The 15162-nt window shown below is 68.3% G+C and carries 12 protein-coding genes; 5 read left to right on the plus strand and 7 right to left on the minus strand.

Annotated elements, in window-relative coordinates:
- The first annotated feature begins 2 nt into the window (after nucleotides 1-2).
- Genes ACQ7JA_RS23115 through ACQ7JA_RS23135 form a run of 5 tightly spaced genes read left to right on the plus strand, consistent with a single transcriptional unit; the run spans nucleotide 3 to nucleotide 5718 of the window.
- Complete coding sequence (locus tag ACQ7JA_RS23115) at nucleotides 3-893, plus strand: DUF58 domain-containing protein (protein WP_430902055.1); 891 nt, start codon at nucleotides 3-5, stop codon at nucleotides 891-893.
- Entirely contained in the window at nucleotides 890-1861 is a 972-nt protein-coding gene (locus ACQ7JA_RS23120) for a BatA domain-containing protein (RefSeq protein WP_430902056.1), read from the plus strand. Before ACQ7JA_RS23115 ends, ACQ7JA_RS23120 begins: the two co-directional genes overlap by 4 nt.
- Nucleotides 1845-3836, plus strand: coding sequence for a DUF4175 family protein (locus ACQ7JA_RS23125; RefSeq protein ID WP_430902057.1), 1992 nt, complete (start codon nucleotides 1845-1847; stop codon nucleotides 3834-3836). The genes ACQ7JA_RS23120 and ACQ7JA_RS23125 overlap by 17 nt, the downstream gene beginning before the upstream one ends.
- Nucleotides 3833-5359 (plus strand): hypothetical protein, encoded by a 1527-nt coding sequence (locus tag ACQ7JA_RS23130; protein ID WP_430902058.1) that lies wholly within the window; start codon nucleotides 3833-3835, stop codon nucleotides 5357-5359. The genes ACQ7JA_RS23125 and ACQ7JA_RS23130 overlap by 4 nt, the downstream gene beginning before the upstream one ends.
- Nucleotides 5360-5370: 11 nt before the next feature.
- Complete coding sequence (locus tag ACQ7JA_RS23135; RefSeq protein ID WP_430902059.1) at nucleotides 5371-5718, plus strand: TfoX/Sxy family protein; 348 nt, start codon at nucleotides 5371-5373, stop codon at nucleotides 5716-5718.
- Between the two features lie 30 nt (nucleotides 5719-5748).
- Here the strand turns inward: ACQ7JA_RS23135 and ACQ7JA_RS23140 are convergent, their stop codons facing one another.
- The 7 genes from ACQ7JA_RS23140 to ACQ7JA_RS23170 all read right to left on the minus strand — a co-directional run bounded on the left by ACQ7JA_RS23140 (nucleotide 5749) and on the right by ACQ7JA_RS23170 (nucleotide 15152).
- Nucleotides 5749-8127, minus strand: a complete 2379-nt coding sequence (locus ACQ7JA_RS23140; RefSeq protein ID WP_430902060.1) for a TonB-dependent receptor plug domain-containing protein — start codon at nucleotides 8125-8127, stop codon at nucleotides 5749-5751.
- Between the two features lie 257 nt (nucleotides 8128-8384).
- Complete coding sequence (locus tag ACQ7JA_RS23145) at nucleotides 8385-9161, minus strand: spermidine synthase (RefSeq protein ID WP_430902061.1); 777 nt, start codon at nucleotides 9159-9161, stop codon at nucleotides 8385-8387.
- Between the two features lie 111 nt (nucleotides 9162-9272).
- The gene (locus tag ACQ7JA_RS23150; protein ID WP_430902062.1) at nucleotides 9273-9866 is read right to left on the minus strand and encodes a glutathione S-transferase family protein; all 594 of its coding nucleotides are present in this window, start codon (nucleotides 9864-9866) and stop codon (nucleotides 9273-9275) included.
- Nucleotides 9863-11218 (minus strand): sensor histidine kinase, encoded by a 1356-nt coding sequence (locus tag ACQ7JA_RS23155; RefSeq protein ID WP_430902063.1) that lies wholly within the window; start codon nucleotides 11216-11218, stop codon nucleotides 9863-9865. The genes ACQ7JA_RS23150 and ACQ7JA_RS23155 overlap by 4 nt, the downstream gene beginning before the upstream one ends.
- Nucleotides 11215-12546 carry a sigma-54-dependent transcriptional regulator gene (locus tag ACQ7JA_RS23160; RefSeq protein WP_430902064.1) on the minus strand — a complete coding sequence of 444 codons (1332 nt, stop codon included), beginning with the start codon at nucleotides 12544-12546 and terminating at the stop codon, nucleotides 11215-11217. The genes ACQ7JA_RS23155 and ACQ7JA_RS23160 overlap by 4 nt, the downstream gene beginning before the upstream one ends.
- Nucleotides 12547-12576: 30 nt before the next feature.
- Nucleotides 12577-13812 carry an ABC transporter permease gene (locus ACQ7JA_RS23165; RefSeq protein ID WP_430902065.1) on the minus strand — a complete coding sequence of 412 codons (1236 nt, stop codon included), beginning with the start codon at nucleotides 13810-13812 and terminating at the stop codon, nucleotides 12577-12579.
- 29 nt (nucleotides 13813-13841) lie between these two features.
- A complete protein-coding gene (locus tag ACQ7JA_RS23170) occupies nucleotides 13842-15152 on the minus strand; it encodes an ABC transporter permease (protein WP_430902066.1) in 1311 nt (436 codons plus the stop codon).
- Nucleotides 15153-15162: the final 10 nt, after the last annotated feature.

Below are 15162 nucleotides of genomic sequence, written 5' to 3' on the forward strand. Positions count from 1 at the left end.
TCTTGTCGCTGGCGAAGACCGCGCTGATCGCGCACACGCAAAAGCTCGACCTCGTGATCCGCCACGTGCTGGCGGGCCTGGGCCACGGCATCCACGCCGGGCGCGAGCGCGGGGCGGGCGTCGAATTTTCGGAATACCGGGCCTATGCGCCCGGCGACGAATGGCGCCGCGTCGACTGGAAGCTGCTGGCGCGCGCCGACCGCTATTTCGTGCGCGAGGCCGAGCGCGACAGCCATGTGGCCGTCTGGCTGCTGCTGGACGCCAGCGCCTCGATGCAGGAACCCAGCCGCGAGATCGGTGGCGTGGACAAGCTGGCCTATGCCCGCACGGTGCTCGGCTGCGTGGCGGCCATCGCGCAGCGCCAGGGCGATGCCTTCGGTCTCGTCGTCCTGAACGGAGCCAAGGTCCAGTTCACCCCAGTCATGCGCGGCCCGCGCCAGTTGCAGCGCGTGTTGCTGCAGCTGAGCCGCGTGCAGCCGGAAGGCGAGCTGCCCGATGCCGACACCCTGCGCGCCAGCCTGCACTTCGCCCAGTCTCCCAGCGTGATCTTTGCCGCCAGCGACCTGCTCGACTGGCCCTCGCCGCTGTCGCAGGCATTGATTCGCCTGCGCGGCATGCGCCATGACGTGCGCGTGCTCTGCCTGCAGACCCAGGCCGAGGTCGACGCCAGCTTTTCCCCTGCGGCGGCCTACCGCGATCCCGAACAGGCGTCCGGCGTATTCCGCTTCGGCGCCGACCTGAAGGAGGGCTACCGCCGCGCGCGTGAGGAACACTTCGCCCAGGTGACGTCCAGCTGCCGCAAGGCCGACATTCCGCTGGTAGCGGCAACCATCGAGAAACCGCCCGCTGAAGTGCTGCGCCTGTGGTTGCGCAAACCCGGAGGCCGTCCATGAACGGGCTCTGGTGGCTGGCGCTGCCCATCCTGCTGCTGCCGGTCTGGTGGCACCGCAAGAAGCGCGAGCAGCTCAAGGCCGAGCCGCTGGCGACCAGCCGCTTCCTGCCGCGCACGGAACCGCGCCAGACGCGCGCATGGCGCTGGAACGATCTTCTGCTTCTCCTGGTGCGCTGCCTGCTGCTGGCCTGCGCGATCGCCTGGCTGGCCGATCCGGTCATGCCCTCGCGCGGCGACACGGTGGTGGTGGCGCAAGGGACCGATGCGGCATGGGCAGAACGCGAAATAGCGCAGGCCGGCCTTGATAAGGCCGAGCGCCTGTCGCTGCCGGCGGGGCAGGCCTTTGTCTTCCTGCGTGCGCACCAGCGCGAATGGCGTCCGGATGCCCGCCTGCTGGTGCTGGGCGACATCCCGATGCCGGCCATGGCGCCGGAGTTCGGCCGCCGCATCGAGGTGCGCACGCGGGCGCGCCCGCCCGAGAAAGTTGAGCGCCACGTGCACATCGCCAGCGAACGAGCCAACCATTGGCGTCGCGTCTTCGCCGGCCAGGGCGTGGTCTTCGACGAGGCGCCCGGGGCCACGACTTCGCTGATCGTCTGGGACCGCCCGGATGCGCCGCCTGCATCTCTGCGCGCGCCCCTGTGGCTGGTTGCTGACACAAGCGCCTTCCCGGAACTGAAGAAGGCGCCGCAGGCAGCGGGCCTGCATTATGCGGACAGCCCGCGCGGCCGCCTCTGGCATGCCGCGAGCTGGCCGCCGCAGACGGCGGACGCGGCGCGCACCCTGCTGGAAAACTGGCAGCGCCTGCATGCCGGGCCACCGGCCTACACCATGCCTGCGCGGGTATTCGAAGCCAGCGCCGGCGTCCGCGCCCCCGAGCCGAGCGGCGCGTTGCGCGGCATCCTGATGGCCCTGCTCGTGGCCCTGTTCGTACTTGAAAGGATCCTGAGCCATGCAAGAAGGCGCTGAGATCGTCCGGCGCGTCTGGCGCGCCGCCCAGTTGCGCCGCCTGCCCCTGTGGATCGTGGGCGCGCTGCCCTGGCTGCTCATCCGCTCGGCGCCGGGCCTGATCGCCTGGAGCGCCTTCTGCGCCTGGGACTGGGCCGTGCTGCGGCGCCGCGTCGCCATCGAATGGACCTCCTGGATCGACGGCGCCGTGCCGGAAATGGAAGACAGCAGCGCGCTGCTCGAGCACGCGCCGACGCCGGTCGCCCAGCTGCAAAGGAAGCGCCTGCTGGAGCGCATCGACGCCAGCGTGGGGGCGCCGCAGCTGCGCGCCATCGCGCGCGGCCGCATCAAGGCGGGCGCGCCCTGGCTGCTCGGCAGCGCGGTCGCGGCCGCCGGCATCTGGTTCGCAGGCAGCGGCGCGCCGCAGGGCAGCGCCGTGGCGCAGACCCGCCCGCGGCCTGCGATGGCTACCCTCGCCACCAACCAGGTCATCGTGCGCACCGCGCCCCCGGCTTATACCGGCGTGCTGCCCGTCGAGACCACGCCGCGCGACCTGCAGGTGCCGGAACAGACCCTCGTCATGTGGTGCGTGATGGACCCGAGCGCCATGGAAGAGACCATCGAAGCCAGCAACGGCCAGGTCTTCAAGCCGGGACGCGAGTGCGCGCGCTGGACTGCTGCCGAATCGGTGTTCTGGCGCTGGCGCGGCAACCGCTACACGATCAAGGTCATTCCCGACCAGCCGCCCGAGATCGCCATCACCGCCCCCACGCAGATGGTGCAGGAACTCTCCGAGACGGCGACCAGCGCCGCGATGGGCGTGCAGATCCGCGACGACTACGCCATCAGGCGCGCCACCCTGCACATGACGCTGGCGCGCGGCAGCGGCGAGAACATCCGCTTCACCGACCGCGAGATGCCGCTGCCTGCCGGCCCCGATCCGAAACAGCGCAACTGGTCGAAGCAGTGGCCGCTTTCGGAGCTGGGCATGGAGCCGGGGGACGAACTCTACTTCTTCGTGCGCGCCGTCGACAATGCGGCGAAGCCGCACACGGTGCAGTCGCCCACCTACACGCTGCGCTTGCCGGCCCCGCCTGAAGAGGCGGAAGAGGAAAGCGCCGCGATGCCGATGCTGGTCAAGCCGCAGAGCCTGCGCAGCCAGCGCCAGATCATCATCGATACCGAGCAGCTGGTCGCCGACATGCGCAGCACGAAGATGGGCGAGGACGCGGTGCGCGAGCGCAGCCAGAAGATCGCCGCCGACCAGGGCGCGCTGCGCCGCCGCTATGGCCAGTTCCTGGGCGAGGAGTCCTCGCTCTTTGCCGATGGCGAGGACGACCACGACGACCACGAAGACCATGGTCCCGGCGAGGGAAGCACTCAGGACATCCTGCACACCTACGGCCATGCCCACGACGAGGCCGAGAATGCGACCCTCTATGACGAGGCGACCAAGAAGGTGCTGCGCCGCGCGCTGGCCGCCATGTGGGATGCCGAAAAGGCGCTGCGCGCCATCACGCCGAAAGTGGCCTTGCCGCCCGAGCACAAGGCACTGGAAGCGATCAAGGAGCTGCAGCAGGCCGAGCGCGTCTACCTGCACAAGACCGCCTTCGTGCCGCCGCCGATCAAGGAAGAAAAGCGCATGAGCGGCGACATGGATGGCACCGCGAGTTACCGCCGCGCGCAGGAGGGCGGCGAGGAGCGCGTGCCGGAAGACGTGCGCCAGCTGGTGCAGGCCCTCTCGAACGACGGCCCGCTGCCGGCGCTGTGGACGCGCAGCGCCCACGACTGGGTGCGTACCCACATCAAGGACGACGAGCAGCGCCTGGCAGCCCAGGGTGCGATCCAGGACGTGCTTGACGGCCGCGCAGCCAGCCGTCCCGTGCTGCGCGCCTGGCTGCGCGCCGGCGCAGGGCAGGGCAAGGTGCTGCTGCAGGCGCGCGACAAGGTAGAGACACCATTCCTGCGCGCCTGGCGCGAAGGAGCGCCGAAATGAACGAGATGTGGATGCTGGCGCTGATCGGCGCCACGGGCGTCGCGAGCGCTGCCCTGTATGCGCGCCGCCGTCAATGGATCGACGCCCTGCTGGTACTGGTCGCCGCCATCGCACTCGGCCTGTTCGCCGCCGGCCTGCGTGTGCCGGGCGACAGCGGCCGCGTGCTCGCGCTGGAGCCGGGAACGCCGGCGCCGGTACTGGACGGCGTACGCGGCTTTTCGGTAAAGGGAGACGGCCTGCGCGCCGCGCAATGGAACGATTTGCCGGCCTTGCCCTTGCAGTGGGAACAGCCCAAGGGCGGCGCCATGCGCCTGGACTTCCCGCGCCGGCTCGCGCTCGGCCGCACCTTCACGCTGCGCCTGCAGCGCGAAGATAAAACCGAAGCGCATTTGCAGTTGTTGGCCGAGAACGGCCAGCCGATCGGCGAAGCGCGCGGCAAGGGCGACCTGGCGGTCGACTGGATGCCGCCGCTGGCCGAACGCATGGTGCTGCGCGCACGGCTGCTGGACAAGGACGGCAGGAAGATCGCCGAGGGCCCGGTGCCGCTGACGGTGCATGCACCTGCGATCCTGCGCGTAGAGGGCCGCTTCGGCGCGCCGTCCTTCGACCTGCGCACCCTGAACGAACTGCTGGTCGGCAGCGGCGCACTGCTCGACTGGCAGGTGGTGCTGGGACGGGATATCAGGCGCAGCGAGCTGCCGCGCGAGAACATGCAGGAACCGAACCTGCTGCTCGCCGACGCCGCCTGGTTCGAGCGCGCGGGCGCTGCGGAACGTTCCGCCCTGCTGGGCCGTGTCGCCGGCGGCGTGCCGCTGCTGGTACTGGGCGGGAACGCCAACGATCCGGCTTTCTGGTCGCGCTCCCTGCAACTGTCCTTGAAGGCGCAGCCTTCCGAGGCAAAAGCCGAAGGGCCGCTCGAGCTGGCGGTGGCGCCGCTCAACCCGGCCGCACGCGCCGCCGGCGAATGGACGGGTACGGACAATCTGGTGTGGACGCGCTCCTGGCAAAACGGCCGCATTGCCTGGCTGGGCGCCGCGGAATGGCACCGCCACGCGATCGCCGAGCCCCGGGCGCTGGCCCTGTGGTGGCAGGGTGTGCTGGACCGCGTGGGCGTGGAACTCTCCAGGGAAGTCGAATGGCTGGAACCGGAAGAACTGCCGCTGCCCGGCCAGCGCATGGAACTGTGCGCGCGCGGCGTGAGCGGCGACGTGAACTTCCCCGAGCTGAAGCTGGCGCGCACGTGGACGGCGCGGGTCGATTCCGCCTGCGTGGCCGTCTGGCCCGCCCGGTCGGGCTGGCTGCATGTGAAGGATGCGAAGGCGGGCGAGCATGCGGTCTACATCTACGCCCCCGAGGACTGGCCGCAGTGGCAAGCCGCGCAGCGCCGCGACGCGACGGCGCGCTACATGGCGCGTACCCCGGTCAAGGCCATGGAGGGTGCTGCGCGCGCATTCCCCGCCTGGCCCTTTGCCGCCGCGTTCGCGCTGGCGATGCTGTTGCTGTGGTGGCGCGAGCGCCGCTAGGGAGGACAATCATGGCAACCGACAGCCATTTCGTCGACTACATCATCGAACAGAGCGGCCTGGGTGCGCGGCTCACCAGCAGGAAGATGTTTGGCGAGTATGCGCTCTACCTGGACGGCATCGTGGTCGCTTTCGCCTGCGACAACAGTCTGTTCATCAAGCCCTCGCAGGCGGCCGTCCTGCTGGCGCCGGACCTGCCGCAAGGGCCGCCCTATCCGGGCGCCAAGGACTATCCGATTGCCGACGAGCTGCTCGACGATCCGGACGCCTTGCGCCGCCTGATCGTCGAGACGGCGGCCCTGATGCCGCCGCCAAAAGCGAAAAAGCCCGGCAAGGCCGGGCCGAAGAAGAAAGCGTGACCGGCTTAACCGATCCCGCCCTGCGCTTCCTTAGAAGGCGTAATCCACCTTCGCGTACATCGAGCGGCCATTGATGCCGAACGGGCAGGTCTCCCAGCAGTGGGTGAAGCCCAGTTGCGGGAACGGGGCGGCCTTGACCGGATCCCAGCGGGTAGGGTAGGTGTCGAACAGGTTGTTCACGCCGACCGAGAGGTTCAGTTTCGGCGTGAAGCTGTAGCGCGCGGTCAGGTCGACGATCCACTTCGCGTCCCATTTCTGGATGAAGCCAGGAGTAAAGCCCTGGCCTTCGACTTCGCCGAAGTAGTTGGCGCGCGCCGTCGCATTCCACGGACCCGTGGTGTAGTCGGCCGCCACCACGTGGTGCTGACGCGGCTGGCCTTTCTCGATCAGGGTCACCTGGCTGTCGTCGAACAGCTGGGCGCCAGTGAGCACCGCGGACTGCGAGTGGCGATCCTTCACCTTGGTGCGGTTGAAGCCGAGCTGGCCGGACAGCACCAGGGTCGAGCCTTGTCCGCGCGTGGTGTGCTGCGCCACCAGGTCGAAGCCGGTGGTCGAGGTGTCGATCGCATTGGTGAAGAACTGGGCCTGGCCCACGCGCAGCGGATCGAGGATGGCCTTGATCGGGCAGGCGGCAGCCGTCGCGCAGGCGCCCGATTCGGGGCTGATCGTGCTCGAGAACACGATGCGGTCGTCGATGTTGGTGCGGTACAGGTCGGCCGTCACCGAGAAGTTGCTGGTCGGGCGCAGGATCATGCCGATGCTGGCGCTCTTGGACGTTTCTTCCTGCAGCGGCGCGATGCCGAAGGCGCGCGTGACCGGGCTGTCCTCGCGCGCGGTCAGGGTCTCGGTCAGCACGCCGGCGGCGTTCAGATTGGTCGACACCGAGCTGTAGAACTTCTGCTGCACGCCCGGGGCGCGGAAGCCGGTGGAGCCGCTGGCGCGCAGGCCGACGGTGCGCGATGGGTCGTAGCGCAGGCTGAGTTTGCCGATGGTGGTGTTGCCGAAGTCCGAGTAGCGCTCGTGGCGCACCGCCGCGCCCAGCGACAGCGCATCGATCTTGCGTTCGACGTCGAGGTAGTAGGCGGTATTGTGGCGGCCGTCGTCCACTTCGGTGCCCGGGGTATAGCCCGGGAAGCCCTGGATGCCGGAGGCCGCGATGCCGCCGTTCTGGTTGCGGATCACCTTGCGCGGATCGTTGGTACGGCCGTACTGGTAGGAGACCGGATCGCCCGCGACGATCTGGTAGTTATCTTCGCGCCACTCGAAGCCGGCGCCGATGTAGAGCGGGCTGCCGGCCACCTGCATCGAGCCCTTGAAGTCGAGGTTCAGGGTGGTCTGGTCGAACTTCAGCTTGCCGGTATCGGCCTCCAGCGGCGAGCTGCCGTTCTCGTAGAAATAGCTGACGTTGAGCGAGTTCCGCTCGTGGAAACCGAGCTCGCTGCGGCCGTGGTTGACGCTCAGGTCCATGCTCCAGTCGCCCGTCAGGTCGTGGCGGTAGCCGAGGGCCAGCGAGGCGTCCTTGACGGTGGTGATGATGTTGGGCAGGAAGCCGTTCGGGTAGATGCTGGGGACGTTGCGGTCGTCGCCGGCCGAGCGGAAGAAGCCCGAGGAGTCGCCCTTGCGCTTCGATGCGCCGCCGAAGGTGTACAGCTCGCCCCCGCCGACCGGCAGCGAGGCGTTCATCCAGACATAGGCGTCCTTGGCCTTGCTGTCGCCGATGCGCTGGGTCACGCGCGGCGGATTCACGCGCGCCGTGTCCACGCCGGCGCGGTTGGTCTCGTCGCGGTCGCGCCACTCGGCCGACAGGTTCAGGTAGCCGCCGTCGGCGCCGAGCGCGAGGCCCTTGTGCGCGCTGGCCGAGTAGGTGTCGCCGTCGCCTTCCTTGGTGGTGCCGGCGCTGGCGCTGAGCTGGGTGTCGGTGGCGCCTTTCTTGAGCACGATGTTGATCACGCCGGCGATCGCGTCCGAGCCGTACTGCGCGGCCGCACCGTCGCGCAGCACCTCGATCGACTGGATGGCAGAGAGGGGAATCGCGTTGATGTCGGTGCCTGCCGAGCCGCGGCCGACGGTCTGCTGCACGTTGACCAGGGCCTGCTGGTGGCGGCGCTTGCCGTTTACCAGCACCAGCAGTTGGTCGGGGCCGAGGCCGCGCAGGGTGGCCGGACGGATGATGTCGGTGCCGTCGCTGATGAAGGTGGTCGTGAAATTGAAGGAGGGGTCGAGGTCCTGCAGCACCTTGCCCAGTTCGAGCGAGCCGGCGGTCTGCAGGTCTTTCGCGCTGATCAGGCCCACCGGCACCGCGGTATCCAGCGCCGTCTTGGCCTGGGTCCGTGAGCCCAGCACCACCACCGTCGCGGTATCGGATTGCGCCGCATTGGTCGCTGCTTCCTGCGCGAAGGCCGAAGCCATTGCCGATACCAGTGCCGTTACCAGAAGTGCCTGTTTCTTCCCTTGATTCACCATCTTGTCCCCTTCATTGAGTTAGATCGCCATCACGAAAACTAAGCCGCCCATAACTGCTGCGAATTGATTCTGCGCAAACATTTCCGTAAGTACAAGTGTCAACTGTGCAGGACGCAACACTTTTTGGAAATTATGCGTATTGACGAAAATGGCAGGGGAGACGCTTTACAAGCGGGGGAGAATGTGGCAATCGCGCTTGTCGATCAGGCGTGGTCGCGCATCCATTCCTTCAGGCCGTCGACCCATTTCCTGGCCGGCAGGTTGAGGTGGCGCCGGATTTCGCCGGCACGTTCGTATAGCAGGGCGAAGTCGATCTGCGGAGCGTTCTTGAAGGCGAGGACCACGATGTTCGCATCGTGCACCTCGGGCAGCCAGACCACGGCGTCGAAGACCTGCTGCATGGTGAGCAGGTTCTTGTCGTAGCTGTTGAAGTCCCCGAAGACGTTGGCCGTCATGATGCCGTCTTTCGCCAGGCAGTCGTAGCAGCCCTGGTAGAAGTCGAGCGAGTCGAGCACCGGGCCGCGCGCGTCGTGGTCGTAGAGGTCGACCTGCAGCACGTCGGCCTTGCCGTGGTTGTCGGCGTCGAGCACGAAGTCGAGGGCGTTCATCTCGCGTACCTCCAGGCGCGCGTCGTTCTCGGGCAGGCCGAACAGGGCGCGGCAGATCGCGATCACATTGGGGTTCAGCTCTGCCGCCGTCACCCGCGCTTCGGGAAAGCGCCGGTAGCAGAACTTGGTCAGCGCGGCGCTGCCCAGGCCCAGCTGGACGATGCGGCGCGGCGCATCCTGGAACAGCGTCCACATCATCATCATCTGCACGTATTCGAGTTCGATCGCGTCCGGCTTGGACAGGCGCATGGCGCCCTGCACCCAGGAGGTGCCGAGGTGCAGGAAGCGCACGCCGTCGAATTCGTCGATGGTGGCGGGCGGGTGGCCGGGTTGGGCGAAGCGGGAATCGATGCGGGAGTACGAGGGAGGCATGGGGGGGATGATACCGTAGGGTGGTCGGCTTCGCCGACCGCGCGTTCAACTCCCGGATGCGTGGTAGCGGCTCATGAAGTATTTGAACGCGTGGGCGGGGGACCTCCCACCCTACGCGATACCGTTGCGCCCGAACTCGCGAAAGCCGGGGCGTTCGTTCAAACGGTCGTAATAGGCGGCCACATGGCGGTAGTCCGGCCGCGCCATCGGCGTCATCATCCAGCGGTTGACCGACAGTCCGAGCACGACGTCGGCCAGGGTGAATTCTTCGCCCGTGACATGGGCGCCGGTCTTGCCGAGCTGCGCGTCGAGGATGCCGATGTGGCGGTTCCACGCAGCGATGCCGGCCTCGATCTGGGCCGGCTCCTGGTGGAGCGGCGAGTTGCGCACCAGCGCCATGAAGGCATAGCGCCAGGCCGTGTTCAGTTCGGTCGCCTGCCAGTCCATCCACTGCTCCACGCGCGCGCGGCCCCGGGCATCCGCCGGCAGCAGAGCGGAACCGAATTTGGCGCAGAGGTAGCGGCAGATCGTGTTCGACTCCCACAGCACGAAGTCGCCATCGACCAGCACCGGCACCATCGCATTCGGATTCAAGCCAGCATGCGAGGCGTTCCAGTCCTCGCGTTCGTAAGAAAGGCCGAGTTCGGCGCAGGTCCACAAGACCTTGCGGACGTTGACCGAGGTGGTCTTGCCGATGATCTTCATGCGGGGCTTCCTGGCATCAGGGGAAGGATGAGGGTCACGGCCAGGCCGCCGCCCTCGCGATTGGACAGCAGGATGCGCCCGCCGTGGGCTTCGGCGATCTCGCGCGCCAGCGCCAGCCCCAGGCCGGTGCCGCTGCGCTTGGTCGAGTAGAAGGGTACGAGGGCGTTGGCGAGGACGGCGTCGCTCATGCCGGCGCCGCGATCCAGCACGTCGATGCGCAGGGCGTCCTGCACGCGCCGGACGTCCAGCTCGACGTCCTCAGGCGCGGAGCCCGATTCGTGGGCATTCTTGAGCAGGTTGAGCAGGGCCTGTTCCATCTGTGCCGCATCGATCCAGGCCGGCGCCGAGGGCAGCTCGCCGGCGAGGCGGAAGGCCACCTGGTCGGCCAGCCGGCCGACAAACGCGTCCCAGGGCGTCGGTTCCAGGCGCGGCGTGGGCAGCTTGGCGAAGCGTGCGTAGCCGAGGATGAAGGTCTCGAGGTGGCGGGTGCGCTCGCCGATGGTCTGCAGGATCTGCGGCAGGCGCTCGGTCTGGCCGCGCCGCACCAGCTCCGCGCCGGAATGCGCCAGCGAGGCGAGCGGCGCCAGCGAGTTGTTGAGTTCATGGCTGATCACGCGGATCACCTTCTTCCAGGTCTGCACTTCCTGGCGCCGCAGCTCGGTGGTGAGGTGGCGCAGCAGCAGCAGTTCGTGGCGGCGGCCGTTCAGGGTGAAGCTGCTGCGCGCCAGGTGGTAGACCTCTTCGTCCTCGGCCTCGCCGGCCGTGAACAGGCCGTCGCCGCCGCGCGCCAGCGCTTCCCTCAGGGCCGGCGCCGCATGTTCGAGCACCTCGCCCAGATGGTGGCCCTCCAGCTTGCGGCCTTCGGAGAGCAGCTGGCGCGCGGCCAGGTTGGCGTACACGATGGCGCCGCTGCCCGCGCCGGAGTTCGTTACCAGCAGCATGGCCACCGGCGTGTTCTGGACCATGGTGTCGAGCAGCAGCTCGCGCTGCACCAGGCCGAGGCGCTGCTCGCGCAGCACCTTGCCGAGTTCGTTGTGGGCGGCGATCAGGTCGGCCAGCTCGTCGTTCTGCGGCCAGTGCAGGCTGAAGGAGAAGTCGCCGTCGCGGTAGCTCGTCACCGTGCCCTCCAGCGCCCGGAACAGCGACAGGATGGGCTGGATCTGCGAGCGGATGGTGATGATGGCGATCGGGACGATGGCCAGCAGGCAGGCGCAGAACACCAGCACGGGCTGGCCGGGGAAGAGGTGGTCCAGGCCGAGGGCGATCAGGATGCCGAGCGCGAGCAGGGTGCCGACCAGCGCCGACCAGCGCGTGACCAGCGAGAGCCGAAAGCCCCTGCGCTCCGCGCTCATGCCGTGCGTGCGATGCCGAGCCGCTCCATGCGCCGGTACAGGGCCTGGCGCGACAGTCCGAGTTCGGCGGACGCCTGGGCCACCACGCCATTGGCGCGGGCCAGGGCCTGCACGATGGCCTCGCGGTCGGGTTCCGCATCGTGGCTGTTGCCGACGGCCAGCGGCAGGCCGAGGTCGGCCGCCTTGATCACCGCGCCCTGCGCCAGCAGGCTGGCGCGCGCCATCACGTTCTTCAGCTCGCGCACATTGCCGGGCCAGTTGTGGGCCAGCAGGGCGCTCTCGGCAAGCGGGTGCAGGGTCTTCCCGCGCAGGAAGGACAGGGCCAGGGGCAGGATGTCGCCCGGACGGGCGGCGAGTGGCGGCAGGCGCAGCTCGATCACGTTGAGGCGGTAGAACAGGTCTTCGCGGAAGGTCCCGGCGCGGATCATGGCGGACAGGTCGGCATTGGTGGCGCTGATCACGCGCACCTTGACCTGGCGCTCGCGGTTCGAGCCCAGGCGTTCGAAGCGGCCGGTCTCCAGCACGCGCAGGAGCTTCATCTGCCCGGCCAGCGGCAGGTTGCCGATCTCGTCGAGGAAGAGGGTGCCGCCGTCGGCCGCCTCGAACTTGCCTTCGCGCGCTTTCGAGGCGCCGGTATAGGCGCCGGCATCGGCCCCGAACAGCTCGGCCTCGATCAGCTCGGAGGGCAGGGCGCCGCAGTTGAGCACCACGAAGGGCCCGTTCGCCACCTGCGAGTTGGCCTGGATGATCTCGGCGATGCGTTCCTTGCCGGTGCCGTTCGGGCCCGTGATCAGGACCGGCACGTCGGCGCGCGCCACCTGGCAGGCCAGGGTGAGCACGCGTTCGGTGGCCGGGTCCTGCCACACCAGGCCGCGCAGGTCGAAGTTCTGCTCCAGCTCGCGCTTGGCCTTGCGTTCGCGCTGCAGGCGCTGGTTGAGGGCGCGGTTGGCCTGGCCCAGCTCGATCAGGTTCGTGACCGTGGTGAGCAGGCGCTCGTCGTTCCAGGGTTTCGACAGGTAGTCGGCGGCGCCGGCCTTGATCAGCTCCACGGCCGCGTCCAGGTGGGTCCAGGCCGTGAGCAGGATGACCGGCAGGTCCGGGTGGCGCTTGCGGATCTCGCGGAACAGGGTCACGCCTTCCTCGCCCGACGTCGTGTCGGCCGTGAAGTTCATGTCCTGGATGACCAGGTCCACCGACTCGCGCTCGAGGATGGCCAGCCCCTCGCTCGGGGACGCCGCGCGCAGCGAGGCGATGTCGTGGAGGGAGAACAGGACCTCGAGCGCGATGGCGACCGCGGCGTTGTCGTCGATGATCAGTACAGTGGGCATGGCGACAAGCATATCATTGCTGCAAACACATCAGGCACTGCGGGTCGCGGTCGCCGGCGAAATGCTGGCCGCGCGCCATGCCGGGCCGTAGGCGGCCAGGATGCCGAGCGCCCAGAACACCACCGCACCGCCCACCAGGTAATGCACGGGCAGGCGCGCCATCTCGAGCTTCGTCACCAAGAGGTGGTTCAGGCTCAGCCCGAACAGCACGCCGCCGAACACGCCGGCGCTGGTGATCATGAAGTTTTCAAGGATGAAGTAGCGCAGGATGTCGAGCTTGCGGGCGCCCAGGGCGCGGCGCACGCCGATCTGCTTGCGGCGCTGGGTGACCCAAAGGCTGGCCATGCCGACGATGCCGCTGCTGGTGACGAGCAGCAGCAGGACGCTCACCGTGATCAGCATCCACGACAGGGCCAGGTCGGCGCGATAGCGGTTCTTGCGGTCTTCCTCGACCGTTTTGGCCTGCATGATGACCGGCGTGGCGGAGGACTTGCGCAGCGCCTCCTCGGCTTCCTTGATGACGCGGTCGCGCTGGCCGGGCTCGGTGCGGATCGCATACATATTGCCGGGGCGGCCATACACGCGCGCCGGGACGATAGTGGCGAATTCGGCCCGTTCGCCCATTTCGCCGTGGGCCGACTGTAGACGCTCGACCACGCCCACGACCTGCGAGGACAGGGCGCCGTCGCCGGTGCCGAACCAGACCTGCTTGCCGATCGCGGTGGAGGCGCCGGGCCACATCTTCTCGGCCAGGGCCTTGGTGACGATGACCTGCTTGGGCAGCTCGCGCTGCTCGTTCTCGTTGACCTCGACGATCTCGCCCGGGAGGAAGTCGCGGCCCTCGACCAGCTTCAGGCCGAAGGTCTTGATCAGGGAGTCGCCGGACACGTACTGCGAAGCGACCGCGGTTTCGCGTTCCTGGCCCTGGTCGACGGCCACGCTGTTGTTGCTGCCGCTGCGCGACAGCGGCATCTGCGACACCTGGGCCACCGAGGCCACGCCCGGCACCGCGCGCAGGACCTCGGTCTCGCGCCGGATCGTGGCCAGCATCTGTTCGGGGCCGTCGGTGTTCAGGTTGCGCACCTGGAAGTAGAAGGTGGAGGCTTCATCGAGCAGGCCGGAAGGACGCGCCGCCACGGCGCGCCGCTCTTCGACGATGTGCAGGGCGTTGGCCAGGATACCCAGGCTCAGCGCGACCTGCAGCGCAACCAGGATCGGACCGGTTTTGTTCCGCAACAGGGCGGACAGGATGGGACGGATTTCCATGATGGTCTCTCGTTCTTGTCAAGGGTGCGTCATTGCGACTTGAGCTGGATGGCCGGCGTCACCTGGCAGGCGCGCCAGGTCGGCAGCAGGCCGGCGAGGAGGGCCGCCAGCACCGACATGACGAAGGTCAGCAGCAGCATCTGCCAGTCCATGCGTGCGACGATCGCCATGCCGCGGCTCTGCATGCCGATCAAGGCCAGGGCGCCGAAGGCCAGCACCAGGCCCAGCAGGCCGCCCACCAGGCCGACCACGCCGGTCTCGATCAGGAACTGCTTGAACACGTCGGCGCGCGAGGCGCCCAGCGCGCGCCGCACGCCGATCTCGGCGGCGCGCACCGAGAATTTCGCCAGCAGCAGGCCGACGGTGTTCACCAGGCAGAGGATCAGGAAGCCGAACGCCAGCCAGGCCTGCAGCTTGCTGTCGTTGCCGACGACCTTCATCTGTTCCATCCACTCCATCACGTTGTACAGATCGTTCGGCGCATTGCGCTTCAGGCGGCCGAGCGTGCGCTGGTCGTTGGCGTAGTTGTCGAGCCAGGACTGCAGCTCGGCGCGGTCGGCGCTTGACTTGGTCTCGAACCAGAACTGGATCCAGGTGCATTCCGACAGCAGCAGGTTGGCGAAGCCGGGGTCGCGGTTGGCGTTGCAGCTCATGCTGCCGTTGTGGCCCATCTCGTGGCGCAGCGCATTCGAGAAGGGAATGAAGAATTCCTCGCCCTGTCCGAAGCGGCTGCCGCCGATCAGCTTGTAGTAGCGCGGCACCGGCGCCCAGGTATCGGTCACGCCGACCACGGTATAGGGGAAGCCGCCGATGCGCAGCTGCTTGCCGACCGGGTTCGCATCGCCGAACAGCTTCTCGGCGGTCTCGCGGCCGAGCACGACCACGTCGGCGCCGCGGGTGTCGTCACCCTCGGTCCAGGCCTGGCCGTGCAGGAAGGGCACGTTGAACATCGCAAAGAAGTCCCGGGTCGGCGCCATGCCGGACGCGTTGAAGGCCGGGATGTCGGTACGCGGCGGCTCGACCGGACGCATGACGCCGTACATGGCGGTGCGGCGTTCGCCCTGGCCGCTCTTGAGGAAGTTGGCGGCGTCGATATAGCCCAGCTGGTCGTCGTTGCGGCCGTCGCTCGGCACCCAGCCTTCTATCTGGCCGTTGTCGACGAGCGGCACGAACAGGCGGTCGCTCTTCTCGGGAATCGGGTCGCCCGACATCACGTGCAGGATGGTGAGCGTGGAGACGCTGGCGGCCACGCCGATGGCCAGGGTCAGCACCATCAGCGCGGTCAGCGCCGGGTTGCGGCGCAGGCTGCGCACGCCGAGCTTGAAGTAGTAGGAGAACATGGCGCCGTGC

It is taken from the genome of Massilia sp. BKSP1R2A-1 (assembly GCF_050586525.1).
Taxonomy (GTDB): domain Bacteria; phylum Pseudomonadota; class Gammaproteobacteria; order Burkholderiales; family Burkholderiaceae_D; genus Telluria.